Annotated in this window: 18 protein-coding genes and 1 other RNA gene; 13 read left to right on the top strand and 6 right to left on the bottom strand. The window is 46.5% G+C overall.

Going from position 1 to position 19,218, the window contains the following annotated elements:
• Window positions 1-16 precede the first annotated feature (16 nt).
• On the top strand, window positions 17-865 hold the full coding sequence (locus tag WH95_RS05530) for a prephenate dehydratase (RefSeq protein WP_046504084.1): 849 nt from the start codon (window positions 17-19) through the stop codon (window positions 863-865).
• A gap of 92 nt (window positions 866-957) precedes the next feature.
• Here WH95_RS05530 and nudC read toward each other — a convergent pair whose 3' ends face one another.
• Entirely contained in the window at window positions 958-1,881 is a 924-nt protein-coding gene (nudC, locus tag WH95_RS05525) for an NAD(+) diphosphatase (protein WP_046504081.1), read from the bottom strand.
• Window positions 1,882-1,990: 109 nt separating this feature from the next.
• On the opposite strand from nudC, the gene ffs reads away from it, so the two are divergent.
• The 6 genes from ffs (at window position 1,991) to WH95_RS05500 (ending at window position 7,376) form a co-directional block, all read left to right on the top strand.
• An RNA gene (gene ffs / locus WH95_RS20900) (signal recognition particle sRNA small type) lies at window positions 1,991-2,088 on the top strand.
• Between the two features lie 151 nt (window positions 2,089-2,239).
• A complete protein-coding gene (locus tag WH95_RS05520; RefSeq protein ID WP_046504078.1) occupies window positions 2,240-4,147 on the top strand; it encodes a DNA polymerase III subunit gamma/tau in 1,908 nt (635 codons plus the stop codon).
• The gene (locus tag WH95_RS05515) at window positions 4,147-4,470 is read left to right on the top strand and encodes a YbaB/EbfC family nucleoid-associated protein (protein WP_046504075.1); all 324 of its coding nucleotides are present in this window, start codon (window positions 4,147-4,149) and stop codon (window positions 4,468-4,470) included. Before WH95_RS05520 ends, WH95_RS05515 begins: the two co-directional genes overlap by 1 nt.
• Window positions 4,471-4,481: 11 nt before the next feature.
• Window positions 4,482-5,078 carry a recombination mediator RecR gene (gene recR, locus WH95_RS05510; protein ID WP_046504072.1) on the top strand — a complete coding sequence of 199 codons (597 nt, stop codon included), beginning with the start codon at window positions 4,482-4,484 and terminating at the stop codon, window positions 5,076-5,078.
• Window positions 5,079-5,188: 110 nt separating this feature from the next.
• Window positions 5,189-5,833 (top strand): hypothetical protein, encoded by a 645-nt coding sequence (locus WH95_RS05505; RefSeq protein WP_046504069.1) that lies wholly within the window; start codon window positions 5,189-5,191, stop codon window positions 5,831-5,833.
• Window positions 5,834-5,942: 109 nt separating this feature from the next.
• Window positions 5,943-7,376, top strand: a complete 1,434-nt coding sequence (locus tag WH95_RS05500; protein WP_046504068.1) for a DUF4139 domain-containing protein — start codon at window positions 5,943-5,945, stop codon at window positions 7,374-7,376.
• 26 nt (window positions 7,377-7,402) lie between these two features.
• Here the strand turns inward: WH95_RS05500 and rmuC are convergent, their stop codons facing one another.
• Window positions 7,403-8,911 carry a DNA recombination protein RmuC gene (gene rmuC, locus WH95_RS05495; RefSeq protein ID WP_046504065.1) on the bottom strand — a complete coding sequence of 503 codons (1,509 nt, stop codon included), beginning with the start codon at window positions 8,909-8,911 and terminating at the stop codon, window positions 7,403-7,405.
• A 204-nt stretch (window positions 8,912-9,115) separates the two neighbouring features.
• On the opposite strand from rmuC, the gene def reads away from it, so the two are divergent.
• The 4 genes from def (at window position 9,116) to WH95_RS05470 (ending at window position 12,496) form a co-directional block, all read left to right on the top strand.
• A complete protein-coding gene (gene def, locus WH95_RS05490) occupies window positions 9,116-9,634 on the top strand; it encodes a peptide deformylase (RefSeq protein WP_046504062.1) in 519 nt (172 codons plus the stop codon).
• A gap of 73 nt (window positions 9,635-9,707) precedes the next feature.
• A complete protein-coding gene (gene fmt, locus WH95_RS05485; RefSeq protein WP_046504059.1) occupies window positions 9,708-10,661 on the top strand; it encodes a methionyl-tRNA formyltransferase in 954 nt (317 codons plus the stop codon).
• Entirely contained in the window at window positions 10,661-11,461 is an 801-nt protein-coding gene (gene truA, locus WH95_RS05480; protein WP_046504057.1) for a tRNA pseudouridine(38-40) synthase TruA, read from the top strand. The genes fmt and truA overlap by 1 nt, the downstream gene beginning before the upstream one ends.
• Before the next feature lie 189 nt (window positions 11,462-11,650).
• Window positions 11,651-12,496, top strand: coding sequence for an alpha/beta hydrolase (locus WH95_RS05470; protein ID WP_046504051.1), 846 nt, complete (start codon window positions 11,651-11,653; stop codon window positions 12,494-12,496).
• Window positions 12,497-12,549: 53 nt separating this feature from the next.
• Here WH95_RS05470 and WH95_RS05465 read toward each other — a convergent pair whose 3' ends face one another.
• The 4 genes from WH95_RS05465 to WH95_RS05450 form a co-directional block, all read right to left on the bottom strand.
• Entirely contained in the window at window positions 12,550-13,125 is a 576-nt protein-coding gene (locus tag WH95_RS05465) for a hypothetical protein (RefSeq protein ID WP_046504048.1), read from the bottom strand.
• Window positions 13,122-14,285 carry a succinyl-diaminopimelate desuccinylase gene (gene dapE, locus WH95_RS05460; RefSeq protein ID WP_046504044.1) on the bottom strand — a complete coding sequence of 388 codons (1,164 nt, stop codon included), beginning with the start codon at window positions 14,283-14,285 and terminating at the stop codon, window positions 13,122-13,124. Before dapE ends, WH95_RS05465 begins: the two co-directional genes overlap by 4 nt.
• A gap of 26 nt (window positions 14,286-14,311) precedes the next feature.
• Entirely contained in the window at window positions 14,312-15,154 is an 843-nt protein-coding gene (dapD, locus tag WH95_RS05455; RefSeq protein WP_046504042.1) for a 2,3,4,5-tetrahydropyridine-2,6-dicarboxylate N-succinyltransferase, read from the bottom strand.
• Between the two features lie 164 nt (window positions 15,155-15,318).
• Complete coding sequence (locus WH95_RS05450; protein ID WP_046504039.1) at window positions 15,319-15,990, bottom strand: pyrimidine 5'-nucleotidase; 672 nt, start codon at window positions 15,988-15,990, stop codon at window positions 15,319-15,321.
• A 205-nt stretch (window positions 15,991-16,195) separates the two neighbouring features.
• Between WH95_RS05450 and WH95_RS05445 the strand changes: the two genes are divergently transcribed.
• Entirely contained in the window at window positions 16,196-17,896 is a 1,701-nt protein-coding gene (locus WH95_RS05445) for a sensor domain-containing diguanylate cyclase (RefSeq protein ID WP_162199381.1), read from the top strand.
• Window positions 17,896-19,176 carry a DUF2336 domain-containing protein gene (locus WH95_RS05440; RefSeq protein ID WP_046504034.1) on the top strand — a complete coding sequence of 427 codons (1,281 nt, stop codon included), beginning with the start codon at window positions 17,896-17,898 and terminating at the stop codon, window positions 19,174-19,176. Before WH95_RS05445 ends, WH95_RS05440 begins: the two co-directional genes overlap by 1 nt.
• The last annotated feature ends 42 nt before the right edge of the window (window positions 19,177-19,218 follow it).

The raw sequence follows: 19,218 nt of genomic DNA, 5'->3' as shown, positions 1-19,218 counted from the left end.
ACTAGGGCTTAAACCAATGACCGATGCTGATAATCTGATCGCCTTTCAGGGCGTCAAAGGTGCTAACTCTGACATAGCTTGTCGGGCGGTATTTCCAGATATGGAAACGCTGCCGTGCTATTCGTTTGAAGACACCTTTGCAGCGGTTCGTAATGGCAAGGCCCGTCTTGCAATGATCCCCATTGAAAACTCTAGTGCTGGACGTGTGGCAGATAATCATCATTTGATGCCAGAATCGGGGTTACACATCATTGGTGAGCACTATCAGAAAATTGAACATCAATTGCTTGCCCCGAAAGGTGCGACCCTAGAGGGATTACGTCAGGTTCATTCCCATGTTCAGGCTCTGGCGCAATGTCGTGAGTTTTTGCGCGAACACAATATCGAACCAATCGTAGCTGCAGATACCGCAGGGGCTGCAGAACAGGTATCTTTGTGGAACAACAAGGATGTCGGGGCTATTGCGACCTCTATGGCAGGTGAAATCTATGGCCTTGATACACTGGGTACAGATGTAAACGATAACGCAGATAACACGACACGTTTTCTGATTATGGCGCGGGACCCGATTGATCCTGATCCCAAGGACGGCATGGTGGTGACCACCTTTGTCTTCAAAGTACGATCCGTTCCAGCGGCTCTTTACAAGGCGTTGGGTGGTTTTGCGACAAATGGTGTAAACATTACCAAGCTGGAAAGTTATATTACGGATGGCAGCTTTTCGGTGGCGCAGTTCTATGCAGATGTCGAAGGACACCCTTCGGAACGTCTTGTTCGACTGGCTCTTGAAGAACTTAGTTTCTTCTCTAAGGAAGTTAAGATACTGGGGGTTTATCCTGCCAATTCTTTTAGGACACAATCCTGAGATTGAAAGCTTTAAAAGATCTTAGGTAATAAAAAAAGCTGGGTTTGTTGCCCAGCTTTTTTATTTGACCAGCTTCTCTATTCAAGATGTGATCATCTTTCTTTTAGCCAGTCGTCGACCAGAACGCGTGAAATAGAATCTTTGCGTGGCAGGTTGAAAGTTTCGTCCTCTGGTGAGGCAATCAGTTCATCACGGTGGAACCATTTGGCTGATTCGATTTCATTAGAATCCAGAACCAGGGGATCGTGTCGAGATCCTTCGGCCGTAAAGCCAACCATTAAAGATGCCGGGAAAGGCCATGGCTGGGACGAGTGATACCGGACGTTTGTAACCGTAATGCCGACTTCTTCTTTGACTTCTCTGATAACAGTCTGCTCAAGGCTTTCTCCGATCTCTAGAAAACCAGCCAAAACCGAATGTCCCCCCGCGCGCCATCCTGCGTTGCGGGCCAGCAAACACCAATCACCATCGGTAACGCGCATGATTACTGCCGGGTCAGTGCGCGGATAGTGTAGCTTGCCACAGTTGCTTCCCGTACATTCCAGTACGTGCCCCCCTTCTGTAGATCGGGTTGGATTCCCGCAATGACCACAGAAACGGTGGTGTTTATGCCAGTGGTTAAGGCCACGTGCATAGGCCATGATTGCTGCATCTTCTTTGTTCAGAAGTGACCAATGATCCCGTAAATCGAGGAAAGTACCCTCTGCTAGGTCCAGGGGAGGTAACTCAGGGGTTGATTCGCTGTGCGGTAACATTGCGGCCAGAACCGGTCTATTGTCGCGAAGGCCAAGAAAAACGACTTCTTCAGCCAGATCAAAAATTTCTCTGGCATGGCTGGCCGGAATGAAATAGGGATTTATGTCATCACTGGCAGTAAACAATCCCATATGGCGCCAGACAATAGTCACGAGACTATCAGGAGAGTTACGATAGCTTTGCAGTGTATCTGGATGAACGCGCAAATGTGCTGCACGATCAAGTTTGGACGAAGCATAGATGTGTAGTTTTGTGGTCATGCCCAGAGGGTGTACCAGAGACGCCGATCTGTAAACATTTAGAGTGTGTGAAAACTAATTTCCTGTAAAAGGGCTTGCGTTAACGGCGGAGAAGTCCGATATAGGGGGCGAGAGGTTGGCTATGGGCGTAGCGCTCGCCAACCCGGTCAGGTCCGGAAGGAAGCAGCCGTAACGAGTTAGCCGCGGGTCGTGGTTCAGCCTCTCACCTTTTCTCTTAATGTTAAGTTACTGTAATAGCGAGCTTTTGGCTCGTTTTTTTGTGTCTGATTGCTTCTTTTTCAAGAACTTTACTGTGGATGATTGCCTTGATGCTTCAATGGGGTAAAGTGGGGCTAATCGAGATAAATCTAGCAGTAGTATGAGCGATATTTCTACAGAACCAGCGGACTCGGAAAACGAATCCAACGCGGCTTATCAGGTCTTGGCACGAAAGTATCGGCCTGCCTCTTTCAGTGATCTCTATGGACAGGATGCACTTGTTCAAACGATCACAAATGCGATTGATACAGATCGTCTGGCCCATGCGTTTATTTTGACGGGTGTCCGTGGGGTGGGAAAGACGACATCTGCCCGTATTATTGCCAAAGCTCTCAATTGTATCGGTACTGATGGTCAAGGTGGCCCCACTGCAGATCCCTGTGGTGTTTGTGAAAGCTGTACATCTATTGCCCAGGATCGCCATGTTGATGTGATGGAAATGGATGCGGCTAGCCGTACTGGTGTTGGTGACATTCGAGAACTGATCGAATCTGTGCGCTACCGTCCGGTTTCTGCCCGCAAGAAAGTATATATCATTGATGAGGTTCACATGCTTTCCAACAGTGCCTTCAACGCACTGCTGAAAACGCTAGAGGAACCGCCAGAGCATGTTGTCTTTATTTTTGCTACGACTGAAATCCGCAAAGTACCTGTAACTGTTCTCTCGCGTTGTCAGCGTTTTGATCTCAGACGGCTTGAGCATGAAGAGCTCATCAAGCTTTTCACCATGATTCTTGGCAAAGAGAAAATAGGCTTTGAGGACGAAGCTATTGGTCTCCTTGCTCGTGCTGCTGATGGATCTGCGCGAGATGGTTTATCCCTTCTTGATCAGGCCATTGCGTTAGGCGGCGGCGAAAAAATAGAGAGTGAACCGATCCGTCATATGCTAGGCATGGCGGATCGAACCCGGATTTTTGATCTCTATGATGCATTGATGCAGGGGGACTGCCCTGAATCTCTGAATATATTGTCCGATCTATACAATGGGGGTGCTGAACCTCTTGTTGTCATGAAGGATCTTTTGGAGCTGAGTCACCTTTTGACACGTGCCAAACTGGTTCCTCAAACTCTGGAAGCACCGGGCATCCCCGAAGCAGAACGCGTTCGCGGTGGAGAGATGTGTGCGAAACTCTCTATGCCGCTATTGGCGCGAACCTGGCAAATGTTATTAAAGGGATTGGGGGAAATCCAAATTGCGCCTTATCCTTTGCAAGCAACGGAAATGGTTATTATCCGTCTGGCCTATGCGAGTAATCTTCCCACACCGGGGGATCTTATAAAAAAGCTCCAGGACGCTCCAGCGGGTAACGCCCCTGCTGGCGGCGTCCAAAACAGATCTGGCGGCCAAGGCGCAACAATCTCAACGGGTTCACAAAACTCTGTCCGCGGAATAGCAAGTGGTGGTCAAGCTATTGCCATGGAGCAGGGTGTCGCTGTTTCTACTAGTGTGACAGCAAAACCGGAACTGGTGGTGGATAATACATCCCCGGATGTCGAGTTTGAAGAAGAGGTTTACGCATCACCAAAAACCTTCCGGGACGTTATTAATCTGGCCCGGGATCGGGGCGAGAGAATTTTGTCCGCTTATCTTGGGAATGATGTTCACCTGATTCGCTTTAGCCCAGGGGAAATAGAATACAAACCTGCCGAGAATGCGCCCCGTGATTTATCTGCAAAAATTCAACGCCATTTGAGTGAATGGACGGGGAAAAAGTGGAAAGTCACGGAAACTGTAAAAGAAGGTGTCGATACCATCCGGGCACAGGAAAAGCAGATCAATCAGGCGCTTGACGACAAGGCGATGCAAGACCCGCTTGTCTTATCCGTTCTCAAACTATTCCCGGGGACAAAATTAATCAGCCGAAAAGGCTTGATGCCTGATAACTATGTAGTAGAAGGCGTGGATGAAAAGTCCTTGATTGATCAGATCATGGACCCAGATATGGAAGATCCGGATCTTGATGATGCGGAGTTACTACAGCGCCTTAATAATGGAGATGAAATCTGATGAAAAATCTGGCCGGCTTAATGAAGCAAGCTCAGCAGATGCAGAGCAAAATGGCGGAAATGCAAGAAGCATTGGCTGACCTGGAAATCGAAGGTGCGGCCGGTGCTGGTATGGTTAAGGTGGTTATGAGCGGCAAGTATAATCTTCGCTCCATAAAAATCGATCCATCGCTTGTGAATGCAGATGATGTTGAAGTTCTTGAAGACTTGATTTTGGCTGCGGTCAATGATGCCAGTTCAAAAGTCGAAGCGACGACACAGGAAAAAATGCAGGACGTGACTGGTGGTCTTAATCTTCCTGCTGGTATGAAGTTACCCTTCTAGGTCTTGGATGCATGGCTAAAACCGAGATCGACCGCCTGACACAACTTCTTTCGCGCTTACCCGGACTTGGGCCCAGGTCAGCGCGAAGGGCTGTGCTTTTTTTGATGAAAAAGCGTGAGAGTTTAATGTTGCCACTTGCCAAGGCAATGACTGATGCGGCCTCTAGCATCACAAACTGTCAAATTTGCGGTAATCTCGATACCGAAAATCCCTGTGCTATTTGTCAGAGCCCGAAAAGAGATCATAGTAAAATCTGTGTGGTTGAAGAGGTTGGTGATCTCTGGGCTTTGGAGCGAAGCGGAGCCTTCAAAGGGATGTATCACGTTTTAGGGGGGACATTATCTGCCCTTGATGGACGTGGTCCGGCACAACTTAATGTCAATCAGCTGTTGGATCGAGCTGGTGAAACCCATGTGCAAGAAATTATTCTCGCCTTGAGTGCCACAGTAGATGGGCAAACGACCGGGCATTACTTGACCGAATGCCTTGCAGGGTACGAAGTGGAGGTTTCCAAACTTGCCCATGGGGTCCCCGTCGGGGGAAGCCTGGATTATTTGGATGACGGAACCTTGACCGCCGCGTTGAAAGCTCGGCGTTCTACGGGATAGTACGCAGTCATAGGGCTGTATTGACGAGATATTTTTCAATTTTTAATTGCTAATAGTGATTGTTCTCATTACGAAATAGATGCCGAATTGTATTTATTTGTGGGGGAAAAATGTCAAAATTTTCTGTTTTGTTCTCAACAGCTTCATTACTCGTCTTAAGTGCTTGTCAAACGACCAATAATGGCTGGACCGATTGGGAGGGAATTCCTAAAAACGAAGCTATTCTAGACTGGAATCAAACAAAAGATGCTTCTCTTTATGCCCGAAAAGTGACACATAGTGGCACTTATCAAGAAGAATGGGTGTGGGACGAAGGCAGTATGTTGATCACCAAAGCTGGGCATGCTCGCCATTATCGAATCAAGATAGACGAAAAAGAGTTCGGTAAATTGATGTCAGATTGGCATGACTTTGAGAAAAGTGCACCCAAGTTAAACCCTTCTGAAGTTAATGTTCTTACTAATCAGTATGGTAAATTTTACTATGCAGAGCTGATGAACGATAAAAGTGCAGAGTGTATTACCTTTATGCAGGCCGTGCGATCGGCAACACCGGCTGGTTATAATCACATTCCCCATCCAACAGGTTTCTTTATGGGGTATGACTGTGGTGACGGGCGCTTCTCTGTCTCGGAAATGGCAGATTTTGCACATACGCTGAACTATAAGAAGGGTACTACAACAATCAAAAAAGTTCAGTATGAGGATGAAGAGGAAGATTTACAGAAAAGAAGAGGCAAGCAATTTCTTTGGTGAAGAGCTTTGATATAAGCGAATATTATCCTATTAGTGTCATTTTTTTGTCGTAATCAAATAACATGTTGGCAATAGACGTAATAATTTCAAAGCTGAGGAGCTGATACCAATGACTGCCTCAAAATTAATTTCTGCAACCTACCTCGCGGGTGCTTTATTGGGGGGGCTCTCCTTTAACACTCTTGCAAGTGCGCAAGAAATTCCAATCGGTGCTGATGCCAATCAATCTACCGAATTAGTTTTCTATAGTAATAATTTAGGGCAGGTCAGTCAGACGCGTCGTAGTAAGCTGTCAACAGGTAGCAGTACTTTGGCATTGGAAGATGTCAGCCCGCATCTTTTACTGGATAGCCTTTTCATTGCGGGCGAGGGCCTTCGTGTTCGTGAACAGCGCCTCGATCAGGAAGTTCTCTCTCCGCAAAGATTATTGGAAGCTTCCCTAGGAAAAACAATCACCTTGGTTCGCACCAATCCGGAAACAGGTGAGGAACGATCCTTGGAAGCAGATGTTTTGGCGGTTCGTGAGGGTGTTGTCCTCAGGGTTGACGGTAAAATTGAAACCGGGATTTCCGGGCGACTGGTTTATGATTCAATTCCAGAGGGCTTAAGGTCTAGTCCTACCCTTCTTGCTGTTGTTGATAGCCAAAAAGCTGGCGACAAAGACCTTAAGTTGACTTATCTGACGGGCGGCTTGGATTGGCGTGTTACTTATGTTGCAGATCTGGACCCCAGTGGAGAGAAACTGTCATTAAAGGCAATGGCAACCTTGACGAACCAAACAGGTGTTGAATTTACTGATGCGGATGTTCGGTTGGTCGCTGGAAATGTGAAGCGTGTTCAAGCTGCCCCTGCACCACGGATGGCGATGATGGGTGCAGCCGAGAGCGATATGATGCATGCAAAAACTGCGATGCCTCAGCGTCAATCAGTGGCTGATCGGGATGTCTATCGTCTGCCGGGTAAGATTGATATTGGCGGTGTTGAAACCAAGCAGGTGACCTTGCTTGAAAATGATATTGTTGACATTGAGAAGCGCTATCGCTTTCAACAGCTGATCCAGCCCTATCCGGGGGCAGATGAAACAGGGCGCCAACAAGCCGATATTGTTTTAAAGACTGAAAACATTGAAGAAAAGGGGCTAGGTCAACCGCTCCCCGGGGGTACGATCCGCGTTTATCAGCAGGTTAAAGATGCTAATTCATCCATTTTCATGGGTGAAGAACATATGCGTGCTGTTCCCAAAGGCGAGGAAGTCGAGCTGGTGATTGGGTCTGCCAATCAAGTAACAGGAAGTGGCAAGCAGCTTTCCTATGAAAATCTCTCTCGTAACAGCTATCAGCTGACCCAGGAAATTACCTTGCGGAATAGTGGTGACAAGGCCGTGTCCGTTGACGTTGTTGGAAACCTGCCAAGAAATTGGAAAATTTTGAACGAAAGCGTTAAGCACGAGAAAAAATCAGCGAACAAAGTCATCTGGACACTGGAAATCCCTGCCGAGGGTAAAGTTTCTTTTGACTATAAACTTCGGGTTTCTAACGAATAGTTTTTACAACATCGTAGATACTTAACTTATCGATCAGAGAAATCATCAGAAAGAAGTGTTTGTTCTTCTTGCTGAGTGTCTCCTGCATCATCACTTTCCAGAAACTCTGTCAGGCTACCTGGCAGAGTTTTACTGGTTTTCGCGCCCATTTTTTGGAGTTGGTCAACTTGCTTGACGATGTTGCCCCGACCATTAGAAAGCTTTTTGAAAGCTTCATCATGGCTATGCTGCGCTTTGGTCAGGAAGTCACCTACCTTGTTCAAGTCTTCTGCAAAGCCAACAAACTTGTCATAGAGTTTCCCGGCTCTTTCCGCGATTTTCTGGGCATTTTGGTTTTGGTCTTCATAACGCCAGATATTTTCAACGGTTCTCAATGCAAGCAAAAGCGTTGAGGGCGTTACAATGACAACATTCTTTTCCAGTGCTTGCCCAACAAGATCGGGTTGGCGCTGAACAGCAGCACTGAAGGCGCCTTCGATTGGCATAAAGAGCAGGACGTAATCAAGGGAACGAATAGTTTCCAGATCATGATAAGACTTTTGCGACAGGTCTTTGACGTGATTTTGGATCGACGTGACATGTTCGGAAAGGGCAATGTTTTTTTGATCTTCATCTTCAGCGGAATGAAACCGTTCGTATGCGGTCAGGGAAACTTTTGAATCAATCACAATGTCCTTGCCATTGGGCAGGTGAACGATGACATCAGGGCGATAGCGTTTCCCTTCTTCTGTATTCATTGATTGTTGAACGTCGTATTCCCGTCCTTTACTCAAGCCTGATTTTTCAAGAACCATTTCCAGGATCATTTCGCCCCAGGCTCCCTGAGTCTGGCTTTGTCCTTTCAGTGCCTTGGTCAGGTTATTTGTATCTTCGCTGACCTGCTTGTTCAAATCGGCAAGCCTCTGTACTTCTTTATGGAGAGAAAAGCGTTCTTTTGATTCCTTGTCATAGGTTTCTTCAACACGTTTTTGGAAGCCTTGAATGTTTTCTTTCAAGGGATTTAAAAGTGTTTCCAGACCTTTTTTGTTTTGCTCTGTAAATTTCTGCGATTTCTCGTCCAGAATTCGATTTGCGAGATTCTCAAACTGTTCAGTAAGTTTTATGCGCGCTTCATCCAGAATCTGTAGCTTCTCGGTTTGTGCTTCTCGCTCTTTACTCAGTGTTGTACGCATTTCAGCCTTTTCGGCTTCCAGACGTGCCATGAGGTTTCGTAAGTTCAGATTGTCCTGTTCAAGAGACTTTATTTGATCGTTTAACTCTGGAATGCGGGATGCTTTTTGTTCTTCAGTGGCTGCGCGGGTTGTTGCATCGCTATAGGCCTCGTGTAACTCTTCTCGCTCTGTACGCAGCTTTAAGTACTCGACCTGTTGTTTTTCCAACTCTTGAGAGAGCTCTAGTTTCCTGTCTGTAAGGCTTTGGTTTAAAGCCTTTAATTCAGATGCCTGACTTCTTGTTTTAAGGTTTAAAATCAGTCCGATGATAAGCGCGATACCGAAACCGGCGGTGCCGCCGGTCAGGAGAACAGTGAGATCCATAGGTTGTCCAGTTGAGTATAAAGAGCATTTTGCGATTCGAGATTAAGTCTAGCACGGGCTTGCGGGGTTCGTCAGCAGAGGCTTTTGCCTCAGGCTTTGCTTGACCTGACGGCAATGAGGCAATACCTAAGAGAAAAGAGCTGAAGCTTATCTATTCACAGGCATCAGCATATCAACTTCAATATTTGAAAATAGCGAGTAATCATGGCTATTCTTGATATCGTCATTGCCCCGGATCCGGTTTTAAAGACTGTTTGCGAGCCTGTTAAAGAAGTGAACGATGAAATTCGTGAGCTCCTGAAAAACATGCTGGAAACCATGTATAAAGCGCCGGGGATCGGTCTTGCAGCATGTCAGGTCGGTGTGACCAAGCGGGTTATTGTTGTCGATGTCAGTGATGATAAGGAAGAAAATCAGCCCTATTGCATGGTAAATCCGGAAATTACATGGGAATCAGACGAGTATTCCGTGTATCAGGAAGGATGTCTCTCCTTGCCGGAACAGTATGCTGACGTAGAACGCCCGGCTGCTATCAAGCTGAGATACCTTGATGAGACAGGAAAGCAAATCGAGTTGGAGGCGGATGGCCTTTTGGCAACCTGTATCCAGCACGAGATTGATCATCTTGACGGGGTTCTCTTTGTTGATCATATCTCAAAGTTAAAGCGTGGTATGATCATGAAAAAGCTGAAAAAAGTTGTCGCGGCCAAAGCCGCTGGGTAACCAGCAGTTTCATTTAAACGACATCAAGAGCTGACTTGTTATCACAGCGCGGTAAAAAAATAAGGAACATAGGATGAAACCGTTACGCATCGTCTTTATGGGAACCCCGGATTTTTCCGTTCCTTGTTTACGATCTCTGGCGGAAAGTGGGCACGAGATTGTTGCTGTCTATAGCCAACCACCTCGTCCTGCAGGACGAGGCCAGAAAGAGAAGCTATCCCCCGTGCATGCCTATGCGGTTGATCAAGGCTGGCCTGTGTTTACACCCAAGACATTCAGAAATACTGATGTTCAGGAAGCTTTCAGAGATCATAATGCCGATGTCGCTGTGGTGGTTGCCTACGGCCTGATCCTGCCGACAGAAGCTCTTTATGCACCGAAAATGGGATGCGTGAATGTACATGCCTCGCTGTTGCCACGTTGGCGCGGGGCGGCACCTATTCAGCGGGCGATTGAGGCCGGTGATTCGGAAAGCGGTGTTTGCATTATGCAAATGGTTGAAGAACTTGATGCTGGTGATGTTATTCTTGAAGGCCGGATTGAGATTACCCGAACAACAACCGCTTCGTCTCTGCATGATGCGCTGTCTGCACTTGGTGGAAAGCTGATTGTTGAAGCGCTTGATGGACTCGCAAGCGGTGCTTTGGTGCCAACACCTCAGCCAGAAGAAGGCGTGACTTACGCTAAAAAGCTGTCCCGTGATGAAAGTGAACTGGATTGGGCGCTACCAGCGCAAAATCTTGAGCGCAAAGTGCGTGCTTTGACCCCATGGCCGGGTGTACATTTCACCTATCAAGGGCATCGTTTTAAGGTTCAGGAAGTCTCTTTTGTTGAGAAAATTCTTACCGCTGTGCCGGGTACCTTGCTTGACGACGAGTTGCTGGTTGCCTGTGGAGAAAACGCGCTTCGGATTGAAAGACTGCAACGCCCGGGCAAGGGTGTGATGGATCGCAAGGCATTCTTGAATGGCTTTCCCCTGAAGAAGGGAACAAATTTGGCACAGACGTCTGGAACTAAAGGCCTGTAATGCCCCGTTATAAGCTCACCATTGAATATGACGGAACAGATTTTTTTGGCTGGCAACGCCAAAAGGAACAGATTTCTGTTCAGGAAGTTTTGGAAGAAGCCATTTTCAAGTTCTCTGGTGAACGGACACAGGTTTTTGCCTCGGGGCGAACAGATAGTGGTGTCCATGCTCTTGGGCAGGTTGCATCTGTGGATCTCGAAAAGGATTTTCCTGCTCACAAGGTCAGAGAAGCGATCAATTTTCATATTCGCCCGGCGAAGGTTGCCGTGCTGGATGCTGAAGTTGTTGATGATTCTTTTCACGCACGATTTTCCGCGACGGAACGCAGTTACCTTTATCGCATCATAAACCGTCGTGCGCACCTTGTGCTTGATCATAACAAAGCATGGTTTGTGCCCCAGAAACTGGATGTGCAGGCGATGCATGAAGCGGCTCAAGTTCTGGTTGGCATCCATGATTTTTCGTCTTTTCGGGCCAAGGACTGTCAGGCAAAATCTCCGGTCAAATCCATTAACCGAATCTCTGTTACGCAACAGGGAGAAGAAATTCGCATTGAACTCTCTGCCCGCTCATTCCTTTATCATCAGGTGCGTAATATCACAGGATCTTTGAAAAAGGTTGGAATGGGGAAATGGACCAAAGAAGATCTCAAGCGTGTCCTAGAGGCGAAGGACCGTAGCCAGGCAGGCGAGATGGCTCCCGCTTGGGGGCTTTATTTTGTATCGGTTGGCTTTGATCCCTTATCCGAGGATGATGTCGTTCATGACCTGACTGTGGGGAAAAATTCTACGGTGCAGTGACTTAATTTTAACACATTTTATTTGTATTTCTTTTTTCTCAACCTTTTATCGTCTTTCCTAAAAATACGTCCATCATTGTAATGCATCACAGGTGGGGAATATTTCCCTATGCAAAATAAGCCTAATCGTTTGATATAGATATTTTCTGCAAATTTCCTACAGTGTTTTGCCTTATTAGAAAGTTCAATAATGAAAAGCCATTTTATCATTATTCCTGCAATACTATTCAGTTTGTTTTTTAGTCATGCCGCTTTTTCACAGGAAATCGGGCATTTTGAAATCACACGCTCTGAAGTGCATCAAATTAAGTCAAAAACATTGGGGCGTATCTATGAAGTTTTTATCAGATTACCACGTGGATACGATAAAAAAGACCAGCAACAATACCCTGTGATTTACTCTAACGATGGACCATATCCTTTCTTGGTTGGCTCCAGTGTAACGCAGCTTCTGGCCTCGGATAAGGCAATTTTAGTTGGGGTTTCTTTCGCCCAAGATGAAAATGGGATGGCGAGCCGAGTTAGAGATTTAACGCCGATCAAGAACAAGAGTTGGACTAAATACCAAACAGGCGGTGCTGTAAAATTTCTGGAATTTATAGAGACAGAAGTGATTTCTTTTATTGAAAAAAACTACAGAACTAACTCCACTCGGATTTTCACAGGGCAATCTTTGGGAGGATCATTCGGTACATGGGTTTTACTGACAAAGCCTGAACTGTTTTCTCATTATATCCTGACCAGCCCCTCTCTTTGGTACAAAGACAACATGATTTTTGATATCGAGAAAAAATACGCCCAAAAAAATGATACTTTAGCGGCGAAGGTCTATTTTGCCATAGGCGGATTAGAGACAAAAGAAAACGGAATGCATTATGATATGGTTGAGGATTTAAAGAGTTTTACTAAGCAACTGGCCGCTAGAAATTACAAGCAGTTTGAAATGAAAAGTGAGATTATTGAGGGAACTACACACAAAGCAACCTATCCTGTCGGCTTCACCAAAGGATTATTGTGGCTTTTGGATGATCTTTAATGTTGTTTATAACTGTTCAATATAACACTCCTCACAGTAACCTTTGAACAGAGCTACAAATACATCATGTCCTGATTCAATGCGAGTATAGCTTGTGCCAGAACTATATTAAAAAACACAAAGGCCGTGGCTGAAAACCAGCCTGTTTCAAGCGTGATTTTGGTCATATAGGCCTGAGTTGCCAGAATATATAACAGGCATATTAACGAGACCAAACTTCCTAAGGCATCTGGTAGAATATGGCTCTGTAGAATGACAAGTAATAGAACAAAGATGACAGATTGCCATACTTGCAGCCAATTGTAGTGAATTATAAAAATCCCGAACTGTTTCTCTTTTTTATGAAGAACCAACAGCAGGTGCATCATAACGGGATAGGCAACCCAACTAATGATGTAAAAAAGTGAATCAATAAGTAACAGGGCGAACAGATCTATGGTTGGTGCTGTGTCCAGTGGCTGGGCAGCACTTACATAGATTGTGCCGGGTAAACATAGAACCGCTGCAAAAAAGGATTGCCAAAAGAGCTTTGCGGTAACTGGTGTCGTGGGTATTTGCGCGCTGTTAAAGCGCATATACTGCAGCGCGTTATTGAGGTTTATTTTGATTTCCGCGAGGGTCGGGATCACGCTTTGAAATACCCCTTTAGCATGGCTTCATAGATTTTGGATAAATCTTCCAGTTCCTTGACGGTGCAGTGTTCATCCACTTTGTGGGCAGTATCGTTCAAGAGGCCAAATTCAGCAACTGTCGCATAGTCTTTTATAAAGCGTGCATCTGATGTACCACCGGATGTGCCCAACTCGGTTTTTACGCCGGTTACTTCCAGAATTGAACTGTCAATCAAATCGCTGAGCGGACCTGGGGGGCAGAGGAATGATTCGCCGGACACGCGAATCTTGAGATCATAGTCAAAATCTGCCCGGTGAAGGCGTTCCCGCACCCAGGCTTCTACCTGTTCAGAGGTGTAGAGATCATTAAAGCGCACGTTGAAATTGGCGGTAATCTCTGCTGGTATAACGTTTGTAGCCGGGTTGCCCACATCAACACTTGTTAGCTGCAGACTGGAAGGCGGAAAGTGTTCTGTGCCGCTATCCAAAGGTTCTTGCAGTAAATTGTGCAGCATGTTTATTGCGGGATGCAACGGGTTGTTTGCCAGTTGCGGGTAGGCCGTATGCCCTTGAACACCGCGAACCGTTAGCGCGAAGTTCATTGACCCGCGGCGGCCAATTTTGACCATATCGCCGAGAACATCATTACTGGTTGGCTCACCGACAAGACAGACATCCATCTTCTCGCCCTTGTCAGTCATCCAATCCAGAACCTTACGGGTTCCGTTCAGGCCAAGACCTTCTTCATCCCCTGTGATGATGAGATTCAGAGAGCCGTTGAGGTTCTGGACTTCAGGTGAGCTCAGGAAACGGGTCAGTGCTGCGACATAGGCCCCGATTGAACCTTTCATGTCCACTGTTCCGCGACCAATTAGTTTGCCGTCAACGACGGTTCCGCCAAAGGGATCAACAGACCAGGCATTGGCATCACCGACGGGAACGACATCCGTGTGCCCACCATAGCCAAATACGGGACCGCTGGCTCCTAATCGGGCATAGAGATTATCAACGCCGTAGGTTTCTTCGCAGCTAAAGGGGAGACGATGACATTCAAAGCCAAGGGGCTTTAGAAGCGATTCCATGAGGTCGAGAGCCCCGCCTTCCTCTGGCGTAACAGAGGGGCATCGGATAAGTGCCTGGCTGACTTCAAGGGCAGAGGCAGGGTTTTCGACTATCATTTGATTTCGCTCCGGTCCGGTTAGTCTTAGTCGCGCAAGAGATCGTTGATTGATGTTTTTGAACGGGTACGTTCGTCAACGCGCTTAACAATGACAGCACAATAGAGGTTTGGCCCCGGGGTGCCATCAGCAAGTGGCTTGCCGGGAAGTGTACCGGAAACAACCACAGAGTAGGCAGGAACGCGACCCATGAAAATTTCACCGGTTCCGCGGTCAATAATTTTGGTGGAGGCGCCAATGTAAACACCCATGGAAAGGACGGAGCCTTCTTCGACAATCACGCCCTCGGCGACTTCGGCACGGGCACCGATGAAGCAGTTATCTTCGATAATGACCGGGCCAGCCTGTAGAGGTTCCAGAACCCCACCGATTCCAGTTCCGCCGGACAGGTGAACATTCTTACCAATTTGTGCGCAAGAGCCAACAGTGGCCCAGGTATCAACCATTGTACCGCTATCAACATAGGCGCCGAGATTAACAAAGCTGGGCATTAGGACGGCGCCGGGTGCGATATAGGCTGAACGGCGTACAATACTGCCAGGGACGGCCCGGAAACCGGCAGATGCGAATTGTTCACCTGACCAGCCGTCGAATTTTGAAGGTACTTTATCCCACCAGTTTGTTGCTTCGCCCGGACCACCAGCGATCAAGGACATATCGTTGAGACGGAAGGACAACAGGACAGCTTTTTTCAGCCATTGATTAACAACCCAGCCGTCGGGGCCTTTTTCAGCAACACGGCGTTGGCCTGAATCCATCAGCATCAGTGCTTCGTCGACGGCTTCGCGAACTTCACCTGTTGTTGCGGCGTTTACCTGGTCTCTGTTTTCCCAGGCACTTTCAATGGTATTCTGGATATCAGCGTTCATATTGATCTATCCCATCATCGACTATTATCGGATTGAGCCCTCACGGCTTTGGTGGGGACAATGCGGCAGAGGTCATTCCCTTGTCAAACGCTTACAGGCGTTAAGGCCGATGTTATACGATTCCGCTCTTTGAAGGGGGACTATACCCAAGAATGATGCTAATCTTATAAATTATTCAACCAACTGACGAGATCGTCGGTGTGGTGGTGAATAAAATCGGCAATCTTTCCCTTATCGTCGGTTGCCCCGACGGATGCCCAATCTGTATCTGTTTTAATCCAGACGGTTGTCATACCCATTTCAGCTGCAGGCTTCAGGTTTTTGGCGGAATCTTCAAAAAAGACAGCTCGTCTCGGATCTATGTCGTGCTTCTTGATGATATCGTCATAGGGGAATTGTGCCGGTTTTGGGATGTAATCTGCGTCTGCTATGTCGTAAATTTCCTCGAAATGATGACCAACCCCTAGTTGATCCATTACGTTTGATGCATGGATATTCGATGCATTCGTAAAGATAAGCTTTCGCCCCGGTAAATTGGTTAGTGCCTTATTCAGGGACTCGTTCGGGGTGATCACACTGAAATCAATATCATGTACGTAATTCAGGTAACGATCCGGTGCCAGATTATGATTGACCATTAGGCCTTTCAAGGTTGTACCGTATCGGTGGAAGTAATCTTTTTGTACTTTTTTTGCTTCTACTGGGTCCAGATCAAGAAACTCTTGAATGAAACTGCCCATACGCTGTTCAATCTGTCCAAACAGATTTGACGAGGCAGGGTATAGGGTATTGTCCAGGTCAAATAACCAGACATTTCTATCATCCAAGCTTGCCATTTCTATACCTTCCGATCATTGCACTTTCATCATTACCAAAAGAATGCCTAGTCAGATTTTTATGATTAGCCAAGCAAGAATCGTTTTCTTGATATTTAAATATTCAAAATAACAAGTTTAAGTTGGTGTTAACTGTGGTGATTTAGACTTGGGCAAGAATAATATCTGTGAGGGGCCAAACATGGTCCCACCAGGAAAGATAAACATGAACAAGAGTGTTGATTTGCCGAATAAAACAGATGAGGAACTGTGGGATGTTAGTATTCCTGGCGGTCCCTTTTCAGACTTTCCAGGGGCAGTTCTTTTTGTTGAAAGAAACGGTAATGTTTCCAGAGCAAATGAACAGGCTGATCTGCTATGTACCTTTATCAAACGTGGCGGATCCGAAGAATATAGGGACGCACTGCAATCTGCGTTGAGCGGGCGAGCGGCTCAGGTAAACCCCTTGCTTGTTCGTGAAGGTAAAGATGAGGACAGTCGAGTTCTTGGTGCTTTTGACCTTGCCTTGTTGCCTTGGTCTGATGGTGCATCAGCCCTTTTACTTGGCCGTAATATCACACTGGAACGTAATTTACGCGCTGCATTAATTGAATCCAGACAGCGGTATCGTGATCTTCTCGAAGCAGCCTGCGATTTCGCGTGGGAAACTGACAAGGAGGGAAAAATCAGTTTCATAACCCCCGAAGGTGGTGTGGGGTTTTCCGCAGCGGAGTTATCCGGTTCAGATGCGCTAAGTCTGTTTGCTGATCCATCATCTATTGTCACGAATCCCTTTTCATCAAAAGTTCCCTGTGAAGAAGAAGAGATCTGGGTGAAAGATAGTTTTGGAGATGAACGTTGCTTGCTGGTGACATCAATGCCTCTTTGGGGAGATCGCAGAATTTGGCATGGCAACCGGGGATTTTGCCGGGACATTACAAAATTACGTCATGATGAATTGCTGCGTGCCAATGAGATTCATCGTGAACGCGTCTATAATAGAATTCTGGAAATCGCCCGCAGTGAAATGGTTCCAATGCGAATGCTGGGCTCGGTCGCATCTTGTTTGATACCGGCATTGCCAGTCGATGCCGTGATGATTAGCCATTTTAACGGGGATGTCTGGCAAGCTGTTGCAGAAGAAGGTGAAGCCCTTCAGCTGGACGCAATTGCACGGGTACAGGCAGCAATGGAAATGGGCGAAACCGTTTATCAAGAGACCAGTTCTGATGGTGTTCTTGTTGCTGTTAGTGCAAAATTCCGTGGTCAGGTAAATGGATCTATTTGTCTTTGGCGAAAGGGAGAACGTGTCTCTTGGTCGCGTGGTGAAGGTGAACTTCTTGAGCGGATACAGGTTCAAATCGGCATATCACTGCAACAATATGGTCACCACAAAGAGCTTCAAGCCTTGTCCAGTACGGATCCCTTAACAGGGCTTTTGAACAGGCGGCATTTTGAACATCTGTTAGATGGTTTTATCGAAGATAATCTGGGGGACGAAAGAACACATTTATTGCTCTACCTAGATCTGGATAATTTCAAGTATGTAAACGATGCTTATGGGCATCAAGAGGGAGATAAGGTTCTTAAGGACTTTGCGGAAATCTTGAAAAGCAAAACAAGGCGAAATGATTGGATTTCCCGTTTGGGCGGGGATGAGTTCGTATTGTTTCTACCGGTGGTTCCCGAAGGAGAAGCGCAAGGTAAAGCACAAGATCTTCTGGATGCTCTTATTCCTGCTTTTTCCAGAAAAGATGATCCAAAATGGTCTTTGAGTGCTTCAATTGGGGGGTATCTTTTCTCCGCACAGAAAAGTACAAATCTGTCTGATTTGTTGGAACATGCGGACGAAGCCATGTATCGGGTTAAAAGGTCTGGTAAAAATGGTGTTTATGTTGTGAAAGAAAAAAATGATGAGGTTGATTGATGGGTAAGTCGGCTGATTCATTAAAGGGTGGTAAAAGAATGCAAACAGCGTTGGCATATGAAGACGCAAAAGGGATGGCTGAAAGTAAAGATAGCCAAGTCAGGCTATCGTTGGCCAATCGTAAGGATATTCAGCCAGAAATTCTCTATTATTTGGCAGATGATGATGATGCTAGCGTCCGTCAGGCAATTGCTTCTAATGATTTGACACCAAAACAGGCTGACCTGCTACTGGCTAAAGATAACGATAGCCAAGTGCGCATGGAATTGGCCGAAAAAATTGGCAAATTGGCGCCGGAACTGGATCATAAAACACAACGAAAAGCGTATGATTTTGTTATCAAAACACTCGAAATCTTAATCGAAGACCAGCAAGATAAAATTAGGGAAATTATTGCTGATTCGGTTAAAGAACTGGATACGATTCCTGTTTCTATTGTTCGCAGGCTTGCCTCTGACGAGGTGGAAAGCGTGGCGTCCCCGGTCCTTCAATCGTCCCCGATCCTAACTGACGAAGACTTGTTGAAAATAATTTGGGATGGGGTAAGAGGTTCACGTTTAAAAGCGATCTCGCGGCGTTCCAATCTTGGCGAAAAAATTACAGATGCTATCGTTGAAACCAACGATCACGATGCGATTGCCGCGATGCTTGATAATCAGTCAGCGCAAATTCGTGAAGAAACTTTGGATCAGCTGGTTGAACAAGCGCCGAGTGTTCAGGCTTGGCACGAACCTCTTGTTAAGCGGCCTAAACTATCACCGCTTTCTTTAAAGCGTTTGGCTGGTTTTGTCGCTGAAACCCTGTTGGAAAATCTGTTGGATAGACCTGACATGGACCCAGAGGTTTCTACGGCCATCGGTCTGGAAGTCCGAAAGCGAATGGAGGTAAATAACGTTCTTCAAGAGGATATTGCCTCTGAAGATGTAAAGGCGATAGAAACAGAAGTCGAAAAGCTATACAAATCAGGTAAATTAACCGAAGACCTTATAACCACGCGGTTACATTGCGGGGACCGTGAATTTGCGATCCATGCGCTTGCCAAGGTCGCAGAGCTTCCACCCCTGGTCGCACGCAGGATGATTTTATCGAGGGCTGCAAAAACAGTGGTTGCCCTGGTTTGGAAAGCGGGTTTTTCTATGGAGCTTGCCAACATAGTCCAGTTGCGTTTGGCGGGTATTCCACCACAACAATCGATTAAAGCTGATGAAAACGGGGATGCACCGATCTCTGATAAAGAGCTGGACTGGCAAGTTACTCTTTACATCGATGATTCAGAATAATTTGCCAGAAACGCGTTTTATCCCCGGAAAATGCTACGATTG

This window comes from Kiloniella litopenaei (genome assembly GCF_000982415.1).
GTDB lineage: Bacteria > Pseudomonadota > Alphaproteobacteria > Kiloniellales > Kiloniellaceae > Kiloniella > Kiloniella litopenaei.
Note: the sequence above shows the minus strand (reverse complement) of the source record. Positions and strands in the feature narration are given on the sequence as shown.